This is a genomic window from Burkholderia anthina (assembly GCF_902498995.1).
GTDB lineage: Bacteria > Pseudomonadota > Gammaproteobacteria > Burkholderiales > Burkholderiaceae > Burkholderia > Burkholderia anthina.
The window spans coordinates 37,224-57,420 of record NZ_CABVLY010000027.1 but is presented as its reverse complement, the minus strand read 5'-3'; the positions used below and the strand labels follow the sequence as shown (position 1 = coordinate 57,420).

The window sequence follows — 20,197 nt, the reverse complement described above, 5'->3', positions numbered from 1 at the left end:
TGCGTCGCTTTGTAGGCGACGCAGCCTGGGATTGTTCGGGGGCGTTGAATTGTGTTGCCGGATTATAGGCATTTATCCGGATGTCTGCCGGACCCAGAATGCGTTCCATCTCGAAATGGATGCTGCATCGTCATGGACGCTTCTGAATTCAGCAAATTCCTGCAAGCCGCATTGCCCGCCGAAGCCAGAGCCGGCGCGGCGCTGACGGTCGCGGAGGTGGAAATCCCCGGCTACGCGCAGGACATCGTGCTGCGCCTGTATCGGCGCACTGACAAGACCGGATTGCCGGTAGTGCTTTATTTCCACGGCGGCGGCTTCGTGCGCGGCACGCTCGAAGACGCGGATTTCGCCGCGCGTTTTTTAGCAGAACGCTTACCAGCGCTCGTAGTGTCGGTCGATTATTCGCTCGCGCCGGCCTTTCCTTTTCCGGCCGCGCCGGAGGATGCGTATCGCGCCGCCGTGTGGGCCGCGACGCGCGCCCGCGCGTTCGGCGGCAATCCGAAGAAGATCGGCGTCGCGGGCCATGACGCGGGCGGGCAGCTCGCGAACTGTCTCGCGTTCATCGCGCGCGATCGCGGTGAGGTGTCGATCGCCGCGCAGGCGCTGTTCGGGCCGATGCTCGATCCGAGCATGACGCGCATCGGCGACGCCGAACGCCTGTCGTCGGACATTACCGCGCGCGAATGCGCGGCCTGTTATCGCGCGTATCTGCCGCAGGCGGCGCAGCGCATGCACCCGTACGCGGCGCCGCTCGAATCGGTGCGCCTCGCGGGCCTGCCGCCGACGCTCGTCGTCACCGCGCAGAACGACGTGCTGCACGTCGAAGCGGAGAAATATGCGGGCTGCCTGATTTCGTCGGGCGTGCTCACGCAGGTGATCCGCTACCCGGACGTCTCGCACGCGGCGCTCGCGACGCATGAAGCCGCGCTGGAGGAAGCCGTGCGCTTCTTCCAGTGCCGCTTCCAGGCGCGCCAGCCGAACCGTTCCGAATAACCAGACCAATCCACGCTTATTGGAGATCCACATGGCCATCCTACGTACCTCTCGTTCCCGAATCGCGACCGCGGCGATCGTGACGCTCGCCGTCGTCGGTCTCGGCACGTTCGGCGCGATGCGCGTGAATGCGAACGCGCCCGAGAAAGCGGCGGCGCCGCTGCCCGAAGTCGACGTCGCGACCGTGGTGCCGCAGACCGTCACCGACTGGCAAAGCTATTCGGGCCGCCTCGAAGCCGTCGAGAAAGTCGACGTGCGCCCGCAGGTGTCGGGCACGATCGTCGCGGTGAACTTCAAGGACGGCGCGCTCGTGAAGAAAGGCGACGTGCTGTTCGTGATCGACCCGCGCCCGTACCAGGCGGACACCGACCGGGCGGCCGCTCAGCTCGCGGCCGCGCAGGCGCGTGACGGCTACGCGCAGAGCGACTGGCAGCGCGCGCAGCGGCTGATCGGCGACAACGCGATCGCCAAGCGCGACTACGACGAGAAGCAGAACGCCGCGCGCGAAGCGCACGCGAACCTGAAGGCCGCCGAAGCCGCGCTGGAAACGGCGCGCATCAATCTCGGCTATACGCGGATCACGGCGCCGGTAGCGGGCCGCGTGTCGCGCGCGGAGATCACGGTCGGCAACGTCGTGTCGGCCGGCGCGTCGGCCGCGCCGCTGACGACGCTGGTATCGGTGTCGCCGATCTACGCGTCGTTCGATGCGGACGAGCAGACCTACCTGCAATACATCAACGGCGCGCGCGACGGCCGCAAGGTGCCGGTCGAGCTCGGCCTGGCGAACGAGACGGGCTACTCGCGCAGCGGCGTGATCGATTCGGTCGACAACCGGCTCGACACGTCATCGGGCACGATCCGCGTGCGCGCGCGCTTCGACAACGCGGACGGCGAACTCGTCCCGGGCCTCTATGCGCGCGTGAAGGTCGGCGGCAGCGCGCCGCACCAGGCGCTGCTCGTCGACGACGTGGCGATCAACACCGACCAGGACAAGAAGTTCGTGTTCGTCGTCGACCAGCAGGGCCGCGTGTCGTACCGCGAAGTGCAGCAGGGCAACCAGCACGGCAACCGGCGCGTGATCGTGAGCGGCTTGTCGGCCGGCGATCGCGTGATCGTGAACGGCACGCAGCGCGTGCGGCCGGGCGAGCAGGTGAAGCCGCACATGGTCCCGATGACGGGCGGCGATGCGCCGTCCGCGCCGCTCGCGAACAACGCGAAGCCGGCCGCACCGGCGAAGGCGGAATCGTAAGCGGAACGCCGCTACGTTTTCCGCGTTCAACCAGACAGAGCAACCCATGAACATCTCAAAATTCTTTATCGACCGGCCGATCTTTGCAGGAGTCCTATCAGTCATCATCCTGCTCGGCGGGGTGATCGCGATGTTCCTGCTGCCGATTTCGGAATATCCGGAAGTCGTGCCGCCTTCCGTGATCGTGAAGGCGCAGTACCCGGGCGCGAACCCGAAGGTGATCGCCGAGACGGTCGCGTCGCCGCTCGAGGAACAGATCAACGGCGTCGAGGACATGCTGTACATGCAGTCGCAGGCGAACAGCGACGGCAACATGACGATCACCGTCACGTTCAAGCTCGGCACCGATCCGGACAAGGCCACGCAGCTCGTGCAGAACCGCGTGAACCAGGCGTTGCCGCGCTTGCCGGAAGACGTGCAGCGGCTCGGCATCACGACGGTGAAGAGCTCGCCGACGCTGACGATGGTGGTCCACCTGATCTCGCCGGACAACCGCTACGACATGACCTACCTGCGCAACTACGCGCTGATCAACGTGAAGGATCGCCTGTCGCGGATCCAGGGCGTCGGCCAGGTGCAGCTGTGGGGCTCGGGCGACTACGCGATGCGCGTGTGGCTCGATCCGCAGAAGGTCGCGCAGCGCGGGCTGTCCGCCGAGGACGTCGTGCAGGCGATCCGCGAGCAGAACGTGCAGGTCGCGGCCGGCGTGATCGGCGCGTCGCCGTCGCTGCCCGGCACGCCGCTGCAGTTGTCGGTGAACGCGCGCGGCCGTCTGCAGACGGAGGACGAATTCGGCGACATCGTCGTGAAGACGACGCCGGACGGCGGCGTCACGCGCCTGCGCGACATCGCGCGGATCGAGCTGGATGCGTCCGAGTACGGGCTGCGCTCGCTGCTCGACAACAAGCCGGCCGTCGCGATGGCGATCAACCAGTCGCCGGGCGCGAACTCGCTGCAGATCTCCGACGAGGTGCGCAAGACGATGGCCGAGCTGAAGCAGGACATGCCGGCCGGCGTCGACTACAAGATCGTCTATGACCCGACGCAGTTCGTGCGCTCGTCGATCAAGGCCGTCGTGCACACGCTGCTCGAAGCGATCGCGCTGGTCGTGATCGTCGTGATCGTGTTCCTGCAGACCTGGCGCGCATCGCTGATTCCGCTGATCGCGGTGCCGGTGTCGATCATCGGCACGTTCTCGCTGCTGCTGGCGTTCGGGTATTCGATCAACGCGTTGTCGTTGTTCGGGATGGTGCTCGCGATCGGGATCGTGGTCGACGATGCGATCGTGGTGGTCGAGAACGTCGAGCGCAACATCGAAAGCGGGATGAACGCGCGGCAGGCGACCTACAAGGCGATGCAGGAAGTGAGCGGGCCGATCATCGCGATCGCGCTGACGCTCGTCGCCGTGTTCGTGCCGCTCGCGTTCATGTCGGGCCTGACCGGCCAGTTCTACAAGCAGTTCGCGATGACCATTGCGATCTCGACGGTGATCTCGGCGTTCAATTCGCTGACGCTGTCGCCGGCGCTGTCCGCGATCCTGCTGAAGGGGCATGGCGACAAGGAAGACTGGCTCACGCGCGTGATGAACCGCGTGCTCGGCGGCTTCTTCCGCGGGTTCAACAAGGTGTTCCATCGCGGCGCGGAGAACTACGGCCGCGGCGTGCGCGGCGTGCTGTCGCGCAAGACGCTGATGCTCGGCGTGTACCTCGTGCTGGTGGGCGCGACCGTGCTCGTGTCGAAGGTCGTGCCGGGCGGCTTCGTGCCCGCGCAGGACAAGGAATACCTGATCGCGTTCGCGCAACTGCCGAACGGTGCATCGCTCGACCGCACCGAGAAGGTGATTCGCGACATGGGCTCGATCGCGCTGAAGCAGCCGGGCGTCGAGAGCGCGGTCGCGTTCCCGGGGCTGTCGGTGAACGGCTTCACCAACAGCTCGAGCGCGGGCATCGTGTTCGTCACGCTGAAGCCGTTCTCGGAACGGCATGGCAAGGCGCTGTCGGCCGGCGCGATCGCGGGTGCGCTGAACCAGCAGTACAGCGCGATGAAGGACTCGTTCGTCGCCGTGTTCCCGCCGCCGCCGGTGCTTGGCCTCGGTACGCTCGGCGGGTTCAAGATGCAGATCGAGGATCGCGGCGCGGTCGGCTATGCACGGCTCGCGGATGCGACCAACGATTTCATCAAGCGCGCGCAGCAGGCGCCTGAACTCGGCCCGTTGTTCACGAGCTACCAGATCAACGTGCCGCAGCTCAACGTCGATCTCGACCGTGTGAAGGCGAAGCAGCTCGGCGTGCCGGTCACCGACGTGTTCAACACGATGCAGGTGTATCTCGGCTCGCTGTACGTGAACGACTTCAACCGCTTCGGGCGCGTGTACCAGGTGCGCGTGCAGGCCGATGCGCCGTTCCGTCAGCGTCCGGACGACATCCTGCAGTTGAAGACCCGCAACGACCGTGGCGAGATGGTGCCGCTGTCGTCGCTCGTCACGGTGACGCCGACGTTCGGCCCGGAAATGGTCGTGCGCTACAACGGCTACACGGCGGCCGACATCAACGGCGGCCCGGCGCCGGGCTTCTCGTCGGGGCAGGCGCAGGCCGCGATCGAGCGCATCGCGCATGAGACGCTGCCGCGCGGCGTGCGGTTCGAATGGACCGACCTCACGTACCAGCAGATTCTGGCGGGCGATTCGGCGATGTATGTGTTCCCGATCAGCGTGCTGCTCGTGTTCCTCGTGCTCGCGGCGCTGTACGAAAGCCTGACGCTGCCGCTCGCGGTGATCCTGATCGTGCCGATGAGCATTCTGTCGGCGCTGACGGGCGTGTGGCTCACGCAGGGCGACAACAACATCTTCACGCAGATCGGCTTGATGGTGCTGGTGGGGCTGTCGGCGAAGAACGCGATCCTGATCGTCGAATTCGCGCGCGAACTCGAGCATGACGGCAGGACGCCGCTCGAGGCCGCGATCGAGGCGAGCCGGCTGCGGCTGCGTCCGATCCTGATGACGTCGATCGCTTTCATCATGGGCGTCGTGCCGCTCGTCACGTCGACGGGCGCGGGCTCGGAGATGCGGCACGCGATGGGTGTCGCGGTGTTCTTCGGGATGCTCGGCGTGACGCTGTTCGGGCTGATGCTCACGCCGGTGTTCTATGTCGTGCTGCGCACGCTCGCGGGCGGCAAGATTCACGTCGCGGGCAAGGACTCGACGGGCTACGGCGTGCCGCCGTCGGGTGCGTCGGCTACCGATGCTTGAGGATAGGAAGATGGACAACATGCACAACTCGAATGGCCTGATGCGTTTCGCGAAGGTGGCGGCCGCGAGCACCCTGCTCGCGACGCTGCTCGCCGCGTGCGCGGTGGGGCCCGACTACAAGCGCCCGGACGTGTCGACGCCCGCGGCGTTCAAGGAAGCGCCGACGCTCACGGCCGGCGAGCAGGCCGGCACGTGGAAGACCGCCGAACCGGCGGACGGCGAGCATCGCGGCGAATGGTGGAAGGCGTTCGGCGATCCGGTGCTCGACGCGCTCGAGTCGCAGGCGCTCGCCGCGAACCAGAACCTGAAGGCCGCGGCGGCGCGCGTCGAGGAAGCGCGCGCGGCGACCCGCACCGCGCGTTCGCAATGGTTCCCGCAGATCGGCGCCGGTTTCGGGCCGACGCGCGAAGGGCTGTCGTCGGCGTCGCAGTTCCAGCCGCAGGGCACCGGCCCGACCAACGCGACGCTGTGGCGTGCGCAGGGCACGGTGTCCTACGAGGCCGACCTGTTCGGTCGCGTGGGCCGCAACGTCGAGGCGTCGCGTGCCGACCAGGCGCAGAGCGAAGCGCTGTTCCGTTCGGTGCAGCTCGCGCTGCAGGCGGACGTCGCGCAGAACTACTTCGAACTGCGCCAGCTCGACTCGGACCAGGACCTGTACCGCCGCACCGTCGAACTGCGCGATCAGGCGCTGAAGCTCGTGCAGCGTCGCTTCAACGAAGGCGACATCAGCGAGCTCGACGTGTCGCGCGCGAAGAACGAACTGGCGAGCGCGCAGGCCGATGCGGTTGGCGTCGCGCGCCGGCGCGCGGCGTCCGAGCATGCGCTCGCGATCCTGCTCGGCAAGGCGCCCGCGGACTTCGCGTTCAAGGAAACGCCGATCGTGCCGGTCGCGGTGAAGATTCCGCCGGGCCTGCCGTCGGCGCTGCTCGAACGCCGGCCGGACGTGTCGGCGGCCGAGCGTGCGATGGCGGCGGCGAACGCGCGGATCGGTCTCGCGAAGTCGGCGTACTTTCCGAAGCTCGATATCACGGGCGCGTTCGGCTATGAGGCGTCGACGCTGGGCAATCTGTTCCTGTGGTCGAGCCGCACGTTCCTGCTCGGACCGTTCGCCGGCACCGCGCTGACGCTGCCGCTGTTCGACGGCGGGCGGCGGGCGGCCGGCGTGCAGCAGGCGCGCGCGCAGTACGACGAACAGGTCGCGAACTACCGGCAGCAGGTGCTCGTCGCGTTCCGCGAGGTCGAGGACAATCTCGCCGATCTGCGTCTGCTCGACGACCAGATCCGCGCGCAGGATGCGGCCGTCAATGCGTCGCGTCGCGCGGCGACGCTATCGCGCACGCAATACCAGGAAGGCGAGGTCGCGTATCTCGACGTGATCGACAGCGAGCGGTCGGTGCTGCAGTCGCAATTGCAGGCGAACCAGCTGACGGGGGCGCAGGCGGTGTCGACCGTCAACCTGATCCGTGCGTTGGGTGGCGGGTGGGGGAATGCGCCGGCGCCGACGGCGGTGGGCGAGGCGGCGACGGGGACGCAGGAAGTCGCTGTGCGGTGAGACTCACACGCATCGAAGTCGTGGCTTGATCGAAGGGGAAACCGGTCCGTGGTAACGCGGATCGGTTTTTTTATGCGCGTTACCGAGGCTCCGGCCGCACATCCGGCCGCTCGGCGAGCACCACCGCGTAGCGGCAGACGGCATCGGCGATGCGATGCGAGACGACCGCATCGTTTCGTTTTGATGGAGAAGGGAAGACCGGGCGGCACGCATGCCGCCCGCGCGCGTTACGCTGCGATGAAGTCGTGCACGTAACGGTTGAACGCCGCGGGGTTCGCCGCGTTCATGCCGTGCGATGCGCCGGCGACGGTCTGGCGTTGCGTATTGCCGATCCACTGCGACAGCGTGTCGACGTTGTTGCGGAACATCTTCGGGCTGCGCTGGCCGTCGATCAGCAGCGTGCGGCATGCGACATCCGACGCGGCGTGCGCCGAATACGCGGGCAGCGGATCGCGCAACTGCTTCGGCAGCGTGCTCGCGTTGTCGATCGCCATCGTGCGAAAGCGCGACGTGCTCTTCTTCCATGCGCCGGGCAGGCTCACCGAATCGACGAACATTTCGAGGCCGGCTTCGGTGTCGCCTCGATCGATCAGGTTCACGGCCTGCGTGCGCAGCGCGATCGCGGCGGCCGGCAGCGCGGCTTCGCGCACGCCCGGCTGTTGCAGCGGGCCGCCCGGATCGGCGAGCGTGAGCGTGTCGACGAGATGCGGATGCTGGCGCGCGACGTTGAACGCGACGCTGCCGCCGCGCGAGTGGCCGACGAGATGCACGGGGCCGAGATCGAGCGCGTCGATGAATTCGGCGAGCTCGTCGACGTGGTTCTGCCAGTTGAAGTCGCCTTGAATGCCTGCCTCGACGGCCGGCCAGTAGTGGCTGAGGCTCGGCGCAATGCAGCGGTAGTGGGACGACAGCGATGCGAGTTGCGGATCCCAGTAACGGTAGTCGCACAACGATCCGTGTACGAAGACCATCGGCGCGCCGCTGCCCCGCTCGACATACGGCAGGCTGATGCCCGACGAAAGCGTCGCAAATTGCAGGTCGGGGTTCGCGAGCACGGACGGCTCGATTCGCATGTTCATGACTAAAAGACTCAAAGGTGCGTCAACTCGACGCAACTATGCATCATGGCGAGCTGCAAGGAAAACGCATAATTTTCATCGTGACGATCAATTTTATTGATGGTTCGGCCGAAAACCCTTGTCGCAGCGTGGTCGCCATGTCGAAGCCTTCAATCGTCTGACGGTTTGTTTGGGAATCGAAAGCATGTGCGAGCGCCTGCGCACGCGCGCATCGCAGCGGGAAAAGAGGGAAAAAGGCCGCCGGACGCGGCCTGTGCGTCAGCGCGCCGCCGGTGCGGGCGCGCCTTGAAGCTCGACGGGCAGGTCGTTGTCGGCGGCGAACTGCATCGCGAAGTCGAATGCGTCGGTGCACACGTCGCGCAATTCGTCCGACACGAACAGGCATTTGACGCCGCCGTTGACGACCGGCATCGCGAGCCGCGACAGCGCGCACGGATAGCCGGGCCGCCGCTCGCCGACGAACAGCGTGATGACGCCCGCGAGCCGCTCGGGCCAGTCGCTCGGGCGGAAGGTTTTCTGTGCGCGGGTGACGCCGCGGATCAGGTGGCCGCGGGGCGGGCCCGTGACGCGGCCGTGGGCGGCGATATCGATGCGATCCATGCTGTTGTGCGTATCCTCGTTCGCGTCATTCGCCGCCGTCGGCCGCCGCGTCGCCGCGCGCGGGAATCCGCAGGTTGCGCAGCTTGTGATAAAGCGTTTTCTTCGGCATGCCGAGCGCTTCGCTTGCGTCCGCAACGTTGCCGTTGTGACGCCGCAGCATGTCCTCGATCAGCATCCGCTCGAAATACGCGAGCTGTTCGGCGAGCGTGCCGCCCGCCGTGGCCGCGCCGCCGGACGACAGCAGGCTGTCGCCGGTCAGGCCGAGCACGAAGCGGTCCGCGACGTTCTGCAGTTCGCGCACGTTGCCGGGCCATGCATGCGTCATCAGTTCGGATACCTGCGCGGCGGTGACGACCGGTGCCGGTTGCCCGAAGCGCCGCGCGGCCGCGAGCACGAAATGCTCGAACAGCAGCGGCACGTCCTCGCGCCGTTCGCGCAGCGGCGGCAGCTCGATCTGCGCGACGTTCAGGCGATACAGCAAGTCCGCGCGGAAGCGTCCGTCGGCCGCGAGTTCCGCGAGATCGGCCTTCGACGCGGCGATCACGCGGCAGTCGACCGGAATCAGCTCGTTCGCGCCGAGCCGTTCGACCACGCGCTCCTGCAGCACGCGAAGCATCTTGATCTGCAGCGGAATCGGCATCGTCTCGATCTCGTCGAGGAACAGCGTGCCGCCGTGCGCCCATTCGATCTTGCCGATGCGTTTCTTGATCGCGCCGGTGAATGCGCCGGCTTCATGTCCGAACAGCTCGCTCTCGAAGATCTGCTCGGGCAGGCCGCCGCAGTTCAGCGCGACGAAATGCGCATCGCGCCGCCCGCCGAAGTCGTGCAGGCTGCGCGCGATCAGCTCCTTGCCGGTGCCCGTCTCGCCGGTGATCAGCACCGACACCGACGTGTCGGCGAGGCGCAGGATCTTCTTGCGCACGTCGGCCATCGCGGGCGACTTGCCGAGCACGAACGCCTCGATGCCGTGCCAGTTGTTCAGCGCCGCGCGCAAGCCCTGCACCTCGAGCGTGAGGCGCCGCTTCTCGACCGCGCGCGCGACACGCCCGGCGATCACGTCCGACGAAAACGGCTTCTCGATGAAGTCGTACGCGCCGTCCTGCATCGCGCCGACAGCCGTCGAAATGTCGGCGTGGCCGCTGATCAGCACGACCGGAATCTGCGCATCGACGGCCATCACGCGTGCGAGCAGCTGCAGCCCGTCGATGCCCGGCATCCGCACGTCCGACACGATCACGACGGGGGCGCCGGGCGCGACGTGCGCGAGCGCGTCGGCCGCCGACGCGAAGGCATCGACCGGGAACCCGGCGAGCGCGACCGCCTGCTCGACGCCGATCCGGACGTTTTCATCGTCCTCGACGACCAGCACCCGAATCTCATCTTCCATGCTCTGTCCTTTGTTGCGGCGTTGCCGCCGCGAATTCGATGGTGAACTGCGCGCCGCCAGCGTCGCGGTTCGTCGCGGCGATCTTCGCGCCGAACGCCTCGACGATGCGCGACGTGATCGCGAGGCCGAGCCCGAGGCCCTGGCCGCGCGGCTTGGTGGTGACGAACGGCTCGAACAGGTGCGGCAGCACCTCGGGCGCGATGCCCGCGCCGCTGTCGGCGACCGTGACGCGCACGCGGCCGTCGTCGTCCGGCCCGGCGGCGTCGATGACGATGCGGCGCACCGGCGCGTCGTGCACGGCGTCGAGCGCGTTGCCGAGCAGGTTCACGATCACCTGCTGCAACTGGCTCGATTCGGCGGACACGGCCGTGCCGGGCGCGATGTTCACGTCGAGCTGCACGCCTTCGTCGCGGATCCGCGCATCGTAGATGAGCCGCGCATGCGCGACGGCCTCGTTCAGCGACACGGCGACGCGCTCGACGTCGGGCTTGCGCGCGAAGGTCTTCAGCTCGCCGGTGAGCACGGCCATGCTGTCGACGAGCTTGCCGATCCGTTCGAGATTGGCATACGCCGGCGCCGGCTGGCCACGCTCGAAGAACGTGCGCGCGTTGTCGCACAGCGTGCGGATCGCGACGAGCGGCTGGTTCAGCTCGTGCGTGAGGCCCGCGGCCATCTGCCCGAGCACGGCGAGCTTGCCCGCGTGCACGACTTCCTGCTGCGAATCGCGCAGCCGCTGTTCGGTGCGCTCGCGCTCGACGATCTCGCGCTGCATCTGTTCGTTCGCGGCCGTCAGCGCGGCCGTGCGCTGCGCGACCGTCTGCTCCAGCCGGTCGTTCGCGCGGCGCAGCGCATCCTGCGCGCTCAATCGCGCGGCGATCGCCCGGCGCCGCTGGATCGCATAGCCGGCGAGCAGCGCGGCGATCAGGAACGCGCCGGTGACGAACACGAACGCGGTCTGCTGCTGGCGGCGCGCGCCGGCGATATCGAGCAGCACCATCAGCGAATCGCCGGCCTGCGGCGCGGGGCGCGACATCACGAGATAGCGCGTGTTGCGGCCGGCGTGGTGCGGGTCGGGAAACGTGCCGAACCACGCGGCCGTGCTGCGATCGCCGATGCGGCGGTACGGCAGCGCGTCGACCGTGCGGCCCGCGTACTGGCGCGACGCCTGGATGTCGCGCTGCTGCTGCGCGGTGATCGGGCGCAGCGCGGTGAATTTCCACGCCGGTTCGGTCGAGATCACGACCACGCCGTTGCTGTCGACCACCATCGCGGCGACGCCCGGCGCGCGCCACGCGGATTCGAGCGAGTCCACGCTGATCTTCACCGCGGCCGCGCCGATCGGCACGCCGTCGTCGCGCACCGCGCTCGCGAAGTAGACGCCCGGCACGCCGGTGTTGGTGCCGATCCCGAAGAAGCGGCCGCTGCCGTGCGCGAGGGCATCCTTGAAGTACGGCCGGTACGACACGTTGGTGCCGACGAAGCTGATCGTTTCGTTCCAGTTGCTGGCGGCGATCACTTCGCCCTGCAGGTCGATCACGTCGACCGCGCCGCTGCCCGCGTCGCGGTTCACGGCTTCGAGGTAGGTGTCGACGGTGCGCACGAGCGGGGGCGCATCGTGCGGCGCGGCCTTCAGCATCGCGCGCACGCTGTCCTGGCGTGCGACGAGGCCCGGCAGGATCTCGAAGCGGCCGAGTTCGCTCTTCAGGCTCGACGCATACAGGTCGAGCCGGTGCGCGCCGGTTTCCTCGAGCGCGTCGATCGCGCGTTCCCACGCGAAATCGACGGCCGCGCCCGTCACGCCGACATACAGCACGGCGGCCGACGCCCAGCCCCACCACGGGATTCCCTTGAAGCTCTTCTGCACGTTCGTCCTCATCGAAGCCCGCCGCCAGGGCCTGTTGTCAGCGGTCGGCGTGAACAGGCCCGGGCCCGGAACGACGCGCGCCGCGCGCCGGCGGAGCCGGCGGTGGCGCGTGCGAGGCAGCCTGCGCGACGGTGCGCGCGGCCGCGCATCATCCGAAGTGCGCGACCAGGATCAGCGTCACCGTGACGACGATCGCACCGCCGATGCGGGTGGCGATCTGCGCGAACGGCATCAGTTGCATCCGGTTCGCGGCAGTGAGGATCGCGACGTCGCCGGTGCCGCCTTGCCCGCTGTGGCAGGCGTTCACGATTGCGGTGTCGATAGGGTACATCTTCAGCAGGCGGCCGACCACGAAACCGGTGCCCATCAGCGTCGCGACGGTCGACACGATCGTCACGACGTTGACGAGGGTGAAGGCGGCGGTCAGCTTGTCCCACGGCGTCATCGCCACGCCGATCGCGAACAGCAGCGGATACGTGACGGCGGTCGAGAAGAACTTGTAGACGACGAACGCGCCTTCCTGCAGCGGCGGCGACACCGCGCGGGCGAGCTTCACCAGCACCGCGAGGAACAGCATCGCGACCGGCGCGGGCAGGCCGAACAGCTTGTGCGCCATCAGGCCGACGAGATACAGCGTGATGGCGGTGATGCCGGCGCCCGCGATGTGCGTGACGTCGACGTGGCCGCGGATCTCTTCGCTTTCCGGCGTCATGTCGCCGCTTTCGCCGACTTGCAGGCGGCCGTTGCCGGTCAGGTGCGGCATGCGCTTGCCGAGCATGTCCAGCGCGCCCGACAGGATGATCGCGGTCAGGCTGCCGAGCATCACCGGCGGCAACACCATCGCGAACATTTCACCTTGCGGCAGGTGCATCAGTTCCGAATAGCCGATCGACAGCGGAATCGCGCCTTCGCCGACACCGCCCGCCATGATCGGCACGACGATGTACAGCAGCGTGTGGCGTGCGCCGAGGCCGAGCGCGGTGCCGACGGCCGTGCCGACGATCGCGGCGGCGACCGAGCCGGCCGCGAGCGGGATGAAGATCTTCACGAAGCCCTGGATCAGCACGCGGCGATCCATGCTCAGGATGCTGCCGACGATGATCGACGCGATGAACAGGTACAGGAAGTTGGTCGACTTCGTGAACTCGACCGTCATGTTCAGCACCGGCTTCGGCAGCACGTGGTAGTACGTGAGCGCCGACGGCACGAAGGTCGCGAAGATCGCGGCCGCGCCGATGTTGCGCAGGAGCGGCAGGCGCTTGCCGAGTTCGGCGCAGGTGAAGCCGAAGAACGCGAGCACGGCGATCGCCATCGAAATCTCGCCGGGCACCTTGCCCGTCACCACGAACCCGACGATCAGCGCGAACAGGATCACGTAGACCGGCAGCGGAATGATGCCGATGCGGATTTCCATCAGCTTCCACCAGCCTTCCGGCCAGAAGCGTTCGCGCGTGGCGGGACCGGCTTCGGACATCGGCTCCGGACGGGATTGGGTATGGATAGAGGTCTGCAAGACGTGTCTCCTGATGTTGGAATGCCTGCATCGCTTCGCGGCATTGTGTGCCGTCTATTACGCAACCCCCGTGCCAGAAGTCCGGCCTGCCGGAATATTTTTAATGCATTGATTCATAAGGGATTTATTTCGTCTGCGGAAAGGGTTGCCGCGACAGGCTGGCCGAAATCTCGGAATCGGCCCGGCGCCCGGGCCGAGATTTCGGCCAGGTGGCCGGCCGGGTGCCCGCCCGGACCCGGGGCGCGCGCCGGTTGCGTCCCGATTTGCGCGCCATATCGCCGCGCGCGATTTTCTTCGCACAATCGCTTCGTAGACCACCCTCCCGCCGCTCTCTATCATCGGCTGATCTTTTCCGACGCGACGACGACTGCCCGGAGAACGCCCGCGCGTTCGCCGCGGCATCGCTCATCCGTCGATACCGTCTTTGGACAGGAGAGTGGTTCCCATGCTGCATCCCGTTTTTCCCGCCCGCTTTTCCTCCGGCCGCATCGCGCGGCTGATCCGCCCGGCCCGTCTGCTCGCGGCCGCATGGCTCGCGGTGTCGCTCGGCCTCGTGCTGCCGAACGGCGCGCGCGCCGATACCGCGCCGCTGAAGGTCGGCATCTCGACCAGCCCGCAGATCGAAGCGCTGAAGATCGCCGCGAAGGAGGCGAAGGCGCAGGGGCTCGACGTGAAGATCGTCGAGTTCACCGACTGGAATACGCCGAACGCGGCGCTCGCGAACAAGGACATCGACGTCAACTACTTCCAGCACATCCCGTTTCTCGAGAACGCGAAGAAGCAGGGCGGCTACGATTTCGTGTCGATCGCGCCCGGCACGATCATGAAGATCGGCCTCTATTCGAAGAAGGTGAAAAGCTTCGCCGAGCTGAAGGACGGCGCGCGCGTCGCGATCGCGAACGATCCGGTCAACGGCGGGCGCGGGCTGTTGCTGCTGCAGCGCGCGGGCCTCATCACGCTGAAGCCGGGCACCGACTACCGCGCGACCACGCACGACATCGTGTCGAACCCGAAGCACCTGAAGATCATTCCGCTCGAAGCGTCGCAGCTCGCACGCTCGCTCGACGACGTCGATCTCGCGCAGGGCTACCCGAGCTTCATCAAGCTCGCCGGCACGACCGACCCGAACAGCGCGCTGCTGTTCGACGGCACCGAGAACAAGCGTTTCGCGATCCAGTGGGTCGTGCGGCCCGACAGCGTGAACGATCCGCGCATCCGCAAGTTCATCGCGATCTACCAGCACTCGCCGGCGGTGCGCCGTGCGCTCGACAACGCGTTCGGCTCGCTGTACGCGATCGCGTGGTGACGGAGGCGACCATGACGACGGCGAACCGCAAGAAGATCCTGCTCAACGCGTTCAACATGAACTGCGTCGGGCACATCAACCACGGGCTGTGGACCCATCCGCGCGACCGCTCAGCGCACTACACCGATCTCGACTACTGGGCCGATCTCGCGAAGACGCTCGAACGCGGCAAGTTCGACGGGATCTTTCTCGCGGACATCGTCGGCGTGTACGACGTGTTCGGCGGCAGCCCCGACACCGCGCTGCGCGAATCGGTGCAGGTGCCCGTCAACGATCCGCTGCTGCTCGTGCCGGCGATGGCGCAGGTCACGCGGCATCTCGGCTTCGGCGTGACCGCGAACCTGACCTACGAGCCGCCGTATCTGTTCGCGCGCCGGATGTCGACGCTCGATCACCTGACCAAGGGGCGGGTGGGCTGGAACATCGTGACCGGCTATCTCGACAGCGCCGCGCGCGGGATGGGCCTCGCGCAGCAGATCGGCCACGACGACCGCTACGAGCGCGCGGACGACTACATGGACGTCGTCTACAAGCTGTGGGAGCAGAGCTGGGACGACGACGCGGTGATCCGCGACGCGCACGCGCGCGTGTTCGCGCAGCCGGGCAAGGTGCGGCGCGTGAAGCACGACGGGCCGTTCTATTCGGTCGACGCGATCCATCTGAGCGAGCCGTCGCTGCAGCGCACGCCGGTGCTGTACCAGGCCGGTTCGTCGGCGCGCGGCGTGCAGTTCGCGGGGCGGCACGCGGAGTGCGTGTTCGTGAACGGCCAGAGCAAGGCCGCCGCGCGTGCGGCCGCGCTCGACATTCGTGCGGCTGCCGCGCGGCAGGGCCGCGATCCGGCGTCGATCAAGATCTTTGCCGGCGTGAGCGTCGTGACGGCCGAGACCGAATTGCTCGCTCGCGAGAAGTTCGACGAATACCGGCGCTACGCGAGCCCGGAAGCCGGCCTGGCGCACTTCGCGAGTTCGACCGGCATCGACTTCGCGAAGTACGGCCTCGACGAACCGATCTCGTACGTGAAGACCGATTCGATCCAGTCGGCCGTCGACGCGATCTCGCGCAAGAGCACGACCGGCACGTGGACCGTGCGCCGGATGCTCGAACAGATGTCGCTCGGCGGCCGCTATGCGCCGATCGTCGGTTCGCCGTCGCAGGTCGCGGACGAACTGCAGTCGTGGATCGACGAGACCGGCATCGACGGCTTCAATCTGACGCGCACGGTGATGCCCGAGTCGTTCGAGGATTTCGTCGACTGGGTCGTGCCCGAGCTGCAGAGCCGCGGCGTCTACAAGGAAGACTACGATCCCGCGCCGACGCTGCGCGAGAAGCTGTTCGGCGGCGGCGCGCGACTGCCCGCGTGGCATACCGGCGCGCAGTACCGGACGGCTGCCGCGCCGCACGCCGAACCGGCGCATCCCGCGCATGCATGAACGTGACGGAGCGAAGCGATGACGCAATTGTTCGATACGCTGGGTTTCATCGAGGCATCGGCCGTGCGGGCCGGCGCCGGTCCGGCCGCTCATGAAGAAGCGGTTGCGTCGGCCGGCGGCGCGGCCGTGTCGCTCGCGCACGTCGGCAAGGTGTTCGCGACGCCGCGCGGCCAGGCCGCCGCGCTGCGCGACGTGACGCTCGACGTGCGGCGCGGCGAGGTGTTCGGCATCATCGGCCGCAGCGGCGCCGGCAAGTCGACGCTGCTGCGGCTCGTGAACGGGCTCGAACGCCCGAGCTCGGGCAGCGTGCGCGTGCAGGGCGTCGACGTCGGCGCGCTCGACGAGGACGGGCTCGTCGCGCTGCGCCGCCGCACCGGGATGGTGTTCCAGCATTTCAACCTGCTGTCGGCGAAGACGGTGTTCGAGAACGTCGCGCTGCCGCTGAAGATCGCCGGCGTGCCGAAGGCCGAGCGCGTGCGCAAGGTCGATGCCTTGCTCGAACTCGTCGGGCTCGCCGCGAAGCGCGACGCGTATCCGGCGAGCCTGTCGGGCGGCCAGAAGCAGCGCGTCGGCATCGCGCGGGCGCTGGTGCACGATCCGGAGGTGCTGCTGTGCGACGAGGCGACGTCGGCGCTCGATCCCGAGACGACGCAGTCGATCCTCGCACTGCTCGCCGACATCAATCGCCGCCTCGGCCTGACGATCGTGCTGATCACGCACGAGATGGAAGTGATCCGTGCGGTGTGCGACACGGTCGCGGTGATCGAACAGGGCGAGGTCGTCGAAACCGGCCCCGTGTGGCGCGTGTTCGGCGCGCCGCGGCATGGCGCGACGCGCGCGCTGCTCAGCACGCTGGTGCACGACCTGCCGGCCGAACTGGCCGCGCGCGTGCAGCCGTTGCCCGAGCTGGCCGCGCTTCCCGACGGCGCGCAGGTCGTGCTCGACGTCCGCTATACGGGCGAAAGCGGCGGCGAGCCGGACGTCGGCGCGCTCGCGGCGGCGCTCGGCGGCTCGGTGCGTTTCCTGCACGGCGGGATCGAACGCATCCAGGGGCATGCGCAGGGGCGTCTCGTGATCGCGGCGTTGCCGCGCGCGGACGAAGCGGGCCCGTCGTCGGCACGTGGCGGCGCGGTCGCCGCGCTGCTCGAACGGGCGCGTCGCCACGCGAATCACGCGGAGGTGCTCGGGTATGTTTGATCTCTGGTGGCCCGAGCTGCTCGACGCGATTCGCGACACCCTGTCGATGGTCGCCGCATCGGCCGCGATCGCCGCGCTGATCGGCATCCCGCTCGCGGTGATCCTCGTGACGACCGCGCCCGGCGGCATCTACGCGCGGCGCGGCGTGAACGCGGTGCTCGGCGCGCTCGTCAACGTGTTCCGCTCGACGCCGTTCATCATCCTGCTCGTCGCGCTGCTGCCGTTCACGCGCGTGCTGATCGGCACGACCATCGGCGTCTGGGCGGCCGTCGTGCCGCTGTCGATCGCCGCGATTCCGTTCTTCGCGCGGATCGCCGAAGTGAGCCTGCGCGAAGTCGATCGCGGGCTGATCGAGGCCGCGCTCGCGATGGGCGCGAAGCGCCGCCATATCGTGTGGCACGTGCTGCTGCCCGAAGCGCTGCCCGGCATGCTCGGCGGCTTCACGATCACCGTCGTCGCGCTGATCGGCTCGACCGCGATGGCGGGCGCCGTCGGCGCGGGCGGGCTCGGCGATCTCGCGATCCGCTACGGCTACCAGCGTTTCGACACCACTGTCATGGCGACCGTGATCGTGATCCTGATCGCCCTCGTTTCCGCCGTGCAAATCACCGGCGACCGCCTGGTCCGACACGTGACCCGGCGTACCTGAGCGGCGCCACGAGCGCCGGCTCTTTTCATCGAAGACCCTGAGAGAACGATACCCATGACCCTACCCATCGGCGCGCCGCGCGAGTGGAACGGACAATTCGAGGAAGCGCTGTTTCTGGCGGTCGCGCGACGCCATCGTCCCGGCTTTCCGGACAAGCTGGCAACGCCGCCGCGCGAACCGCGCAACGACGACGAACGGGCCGCCGTCGCCGACTACTACACGAAGATGGCGTCGCACGACCTGTTCATCGTGCAGGTCGTCGCGAAAGCGATCGACACGCTGTTTCGCGACGATCCGCATTTTCAGCTGATCCTGTCGCGCCAGCTCGGCGACGACGGCGCGCACGCGGCGATCGGCCGCGAGCGCGTGACCGAACTGACGGGCCGCGATCCGCTGCCGGAAGTCGAGCAGCTGGTCGCCGCGCACTGGGAACGCATCGGCGATATCGCGGTGCGCGACGTGGCCGGCTTCCTCGCGTTCGAATGGCATTACGAGCTGCACATCCTCGCGAAGCTGTGGATCCAGCGCAAGACCGGCGGCATCGCCGACGGCGCGATGCGCGAGCATGGCGAGAACCGGATCCGGCCGGACGAGGAGTGGCACCGCGTGCAGATCGTCCAGTGGTGGTTCGACACGTTGAACGCGTTGCCGGCCGCGGAGCGCGATGCGCTGATCGATCGCGTGATCGCCGCCGACGAGGAAACGCAGGCGCGGCTCGACGGCTATCTGCACGACGAATACGCGCATACTGCGCATGTGTTCGGCGCGGATATCGCCGAATATCGCGCGATCTACGACGACTGGCGGCGCGAGATCCTGGCGCGGCTGACCGGCCGCCGCCTCGACGCGCTCGTGCCGTTGTCGGATGCGGCCGTTGCGCTCGAAACCATTGAACAGGAAGCTGTTGCATGAACGATCCACGTGGCCCGGCAGCGCTTGCGCCGGATACCGGGGCGCACGGCGTCGACGCCGCTGCGCTGACGCGTGCCATCGACGCGCTGCGCGCGACGGCCGCCGCGCGCGATCGCGCGGGCGGGCACGCGGCGGACGAGAAGCAGTGGCTCGCCGACGCGGGCCTGCTGACGCTCGCTGTGCCGCGCGAATTCGGCGGACAGGAAGCCGCGTGGCCCGAGGTCTACGACACGATCCGGCGGATCGCGCGCGTCGACAGCGCGCTCGCGCATCTGGTCGGGTTCCAGATCCTGCAGGTGGTGAGCGTCGACGTGTGGGGCAGCGCGGCACAGCGCGAACGCTATCTGCGCGGCACGGTCGAGCACCGTTGGTGGTGGGGCAATGCGGTCAATCCGCTCGACACGCGTCTCGTGGCCACCGCGACGCCGGACGGCGGCTACCGGCTCGACGGCGTGAAGGGCTTCTGCTCCGGCACACGCGGTTCGCAGCGGATGACGGTGTCCGCGCACGATCCGGCAACCGGCCGCGCCGTGTTCGGCGTGGTGCCGACCGATCGCGACGGGATTGCCGTCAACGAAGACTGGGATCCGATCGGCCAGCGCCAGACCGACAGCGGCAGCGTGCGCTTCGACGGCGTGACGCTCGCGCCCGACGAAGTGCTGCATCGCTCCGAAGCGCCGCCGACGCCGCGCGCGACGCTGCGCACGCTCGTGTCGCAGCTCGTGCTGACGAACCTGTTCGTCGGGCTCGCGGAAGGCGCGCTCGCCGAGGCGCGCGACTACGTGCAGCAACAGGGCCGGCCGTGGATACACTCGGGCGTCGCACAGGCGAGCGACGATCCCTATACGCTGCAGCGCTTCGGCGACATGCGCGTGCAGGCCGTTGCCGCCGCGTCGCTGGCCGATCGCGCGGCCGTCGAACTGCAGCGCGCGTGGACGCGTCGTCACGCGTTGACGGCCGACGAACGCGCGGAAGCGGCGCTCGCCGTGTCGGAAGCGAAGATCGTCGCGCAGCGCGCGGCGCTCGAGAACGGCGAGGCGCTGTTCGATGCGTGCGGCGCGCGTGCGACGGCCGCGACGCTCGGCCTCGACCGCTTCTGGCGGAATGCCCGCACGCATACGCTGCACGATCCGCTCGACTATCGGCTGCGCGATGTCGGCCGGTTTGCGCTGACGGGGGAGTTGCCGCCGGCGTCGCTTTATACGTAACGGAGCGCTAC

15 protein-coding genes are annotated in these 20,197 nt (G+C 68.1%); 10 read left to right on the top strand and 5 right to left on the bottom strand.

Features of this window, described 5'->3' with window-relative positions; all coding sequences use genetic code 11:
* Positions 1-132 precede the first annotated feature (132 nt).
* The 4 genes from BME24068_RS28305 to opcM are packed head-to-tail and all read left to right on the top strand — an operon-like array spanning position 133 to position 7,041.
* Positions 133-993, top strand: coding sequence for an alpha/beta hydrolase (locus BME24068_RS28305; protein WP_096506601.1), 861 nt, complete (start codon positions 133-135; stop codon positions 991-993).
* 31 nt (positions 994-1,024) lie between these two features.
* Positions 1,025-2,242, top strand: a complete 1,218-nt coding sequence (gene ceoA / locus BME24068_RS28300) for a multidrug efflux RND transporter periplasmic adaptor subunit CeoA (RefSeq protein ID WP_174928021.1) — start codon at positions 1,025-1,027, stop codon at positions 2,240-2,242.
* Positions 2,243-2,288: 46 nt separating this feature from the next.
* Complete coding sequence (gene ceoB, locus BME24068_RS28295) at positions 2,289-5,489, top strand: multidrug efflux RND transporter permease subunit CeoB (RefSeq protein WP_096506603.1); 3,201 nt, start codon at positions 2,289-2,291, stop codon at positions 5,487-5,489.
* A gap of 10 nt (positions 5,490-5,499) precedes the next feature.
* On the top strand, positions 5,500-7,041 hold the full coding sequence (gene opcM, locus BME24068_RS28290) for a multidrug efflux transporter outer membrane subunit OpcM (protein ID WP_096506604.1): 1,542 nt from the start codon (positions 5,500-5,502) through the stop codon (positions 7,039-7,041).
* A 227-nt stretch (positions 7,042-7,268) separates the two neighbouring features.
* On the opposite strand, the gene BME24068_RS28285 is transcribed toward opcM, so the two are convergent.
* From BME24068_RS28285 to BME24068_RS28265, 5 genes are all read right to left on the bottom strand, one after another.
* The gene (locus BME24068_RS28285) at positions 7,269-8,120 is read right to left on the bottom strand and encodes an alpha/beta fold hydrolase (protein ID WP_174928020.1); all 852 of its coding nucleotides are present in this window, start codon (positions 8,118-8,120) and stop codon (positions 7,269-7,271) included.
* A 258-nt stretch (positions 8,121-8,378) separates the two neighbouring features.
* On the bottom strand, positions 8,379-8,720 hold the full coding sequence (locus BME24068_RS28280) for a DUF3579 domain-containing protein (protein WP_174928019.1): 342 nt from the start codon (positions 8,718-8,720) through the stop codon (positions 8,379-8,381).
* Positions 8,721-8,745: 25 nt separating this feature from the next.
* Positions 8,746-10,107, bottom strand: a complete 1,362-nt coding sequence (locus BME24068_RS28275) for a sigma-54-dependent transcriptional regulator (protein ID WP_174928018.1) — start codon at positions 10,105-10,107, stop codon at positions 8,746-8,748.
* Positions 10,097-11,983 (bottom strand): sensor histidine kinase, encoded by a 1,887-nt coding sequence (locus tag BME24068_RS28270; protein ID WP_096506608.1) that lies wholly within the window; start codon positions 11,981-11,983, stop codon positions 10,097-10,099. Before BME24068_RS28270 ends, BME24068_RS28275 begins: the two co-directional genes overlap by 11 nt.
* A gap of 136 nt (positions 11,984-12,119) precedes the next feature.
* A complete protein-coding gene (locus BME24068_RS28265; RefSeq protein WP_096506609.1) occupies positions 12,120-13,484 on the bottom strand; it encodes a 2-hydroxycarboxylate transporter family protein in 1,365 nt (454 codons plus the stop codon).
* A 445-nt stretch (positions 13,485-13,929) separates the two neighbouring features.
* On the opposite strand from BME24068_RS28265, the gene BME24068_RS28260 reads away from it, so the two are divergent.
* The 6 genes from BME24068_RS28260 to BME24068_RS28235 are packed head-to-tail and all read left to right on the top strand — an operon-like array spanning position 13,930 to position 20,186.
* Positions 13,930-14,790: a MetQ/NlpA family ABC transporter substrate-binding protein gene (locus BME24068_RS28260; protein ID WP_096506610.1), complete on the top strand. Its 861-nt coding sequence runs from the start codon at positions 13,930-13,932 to the stop codon at positions 14,788-14,790.
* Between the two features lie 11 nt (positions 14,791-14,801).
* On the top strand, positions 14,802-16,220 hold the full coding sequence (locus tag BME24068_RS28255; protein ID WP_174928017.1) for an LLM class flavin-dependent oxidoreductase: 1,419 nt from the start codon (positions 14,802-14,804) through the stop codon (positions 16,218-16,220).
* Between the two features lie 18 nt (positions 16,221-16,238).
* Positions 16,239-17,417 (top strand): methionine ABC transporter ATP-binding protein, encoded by a 1,179-nt coding sequence (locus tag BME24068_RS28250; RefSeq protein WP_174928016.1) that lies wholly within the window; start codon positions 16,239-16,241, stop codon positions 17,415-17,417.
* A complete protein-coding gene (locus tag BME24068_RS28245) occupies positions 17,410-18,066 on the top strand; it encodes a methionine ABC transporter permease (protein WP_096506613.1) in 657 nt (218 codons plus the stop codon). Before BME24068_RS28250 ends, BME24068_RS28245 begins: the two co-directional genes overlap by 8 nt.
* A 54-nt stretch (positions 18,067-18,120) precedes the next feature.
* Positions 18,121-18,978, top strand: coding sequence for a hypothetical protein (locus BME24068_RS28240; RefSeq protein WP_174928015.1), 858 nt, complete (start codon positions 18,121-18,123; stop codon positions 18,976-18,978).
* Positions 18,975-20,186, top strand: coding sequence for an acyl-CoA dehydrogenase family protein (locus BME24068_RS28235; protein ID WP_096506615.1), 1,212 nt, complete (start codon positions 18,975-18,977; stop codon positions 20,184-20,186). The genes BME24068_RS28240 and BME24068_RS28235 overlap by 4 nt, the downstream gene beginning before the upstream one ends.
* Positions 20,187-20,197: the final 11 nt, after the last annotated feature.

What these genes read in the sequence shown, in the direction of transcription:
- BME24068_RS28305 (WP_096506601.1), top strand. Translation starts at nt 133, where the DNA reads ATGGACGCTTCTGAATTCAGCAAATTCCTGCAAGCCGCATTGCCCGCC.
- ceoA (WP_174928021.1), top strand. Translation starts at nt 1,025, where the DNA reads ATGGCCATCCTACGTACCTCTCGTTCCCGAATCGCGACCGCGGCGATC.
- ceoB (WP_096506603.1), top strand. Translation starts at nt 2,289, where the DNA reads ATGAACATCTCAAAATTCTTTATCGACCGGCCGATCTTTGCAGGAGTC.
- opcM (WP_096506604.1), top strand. Translation starts at nt 5,500, where the DNA reads ATGGACAACATGCACAACTCGAATGGCCTGATGCGTTTCGCGAAGGTG.
- BME24068_RS28285 (WP_174928020.1), bottom strand. Translation starts at nt 8,120, where the DNA reads ATGAACATGCGAATCGAGCCGTCCGTGCTCGCGAACCCCGACCTGCAA.
- BME24068_RS28280 (WP_174928019.1), bottom strand. Translation starts at nt 8,720, where the DNA reads ATGGATCGCATCGATATCGCCGCCCACGGCCGCGTCACGGGCCCGCCC.
- BME24068_RS28275 (WP_174928018.1), bottom strand. Translation starts at nt 10,107, where the DNA reads ATGGAAGATGAGATTCGGGTGCTGGTCGTCGAGGACGATGAAAACGTC.
- BME24068_RS28270 (WP_096506608.1), bottom strand. Translation starts at nt 11,983, where the DNA reads ATGAGGACGAACGTGCAGAAGAGCTTCAAGGGAATCCCGTGGTGGGGC.
- BME24068_RS28260 (WP_096506610.1), top strand. Translation starts at nt 13,930, where the DNA reads ATGCTGCATCCCGTTTTTCCCGCCCGCTTTTCCTCCGGCCGCATCGCG.
- BME24068_RS28255 (WP_174928017.1), top strand. Translation starts at nt 14,802, where the DNA reads ATGACGACGGCGAACCGCAAGAAGATCCTGCTCAACGCGTTCAACATG.
- BME24068_RS28250 (WP_174928016.1), top strand. Translation starts at nt 16,239, where the DNA reads ATGACGCAATTGTTCGATACGCTGGGTTTCATCGAGGCATCGGCCGTG.
- BME24068_RS28245 (WP_096506613.1), top strand. Translation starts at nt 17,410, where the DNA reads ATGTTTGATCTCTGGTGGCCCGAGCTGCTCGACGCGATTCGCGACACC.
- BME24068_RS28240 (WP_174928015.1), top strand. Translation starts at nt 18,121, where the DNA reads ATGACCCTACCCATCGGCGCGCCGCGCGAGTGGAACGGACAATTCGAG.
- BME24068_RS28235 (WP_096506615.1), top strand. Translation starts at nt 18,975, where the DNA reads ATGAACGATCCACGTGGCCCGGCAGCGCTTGCGCCGGATACCGGGGCG.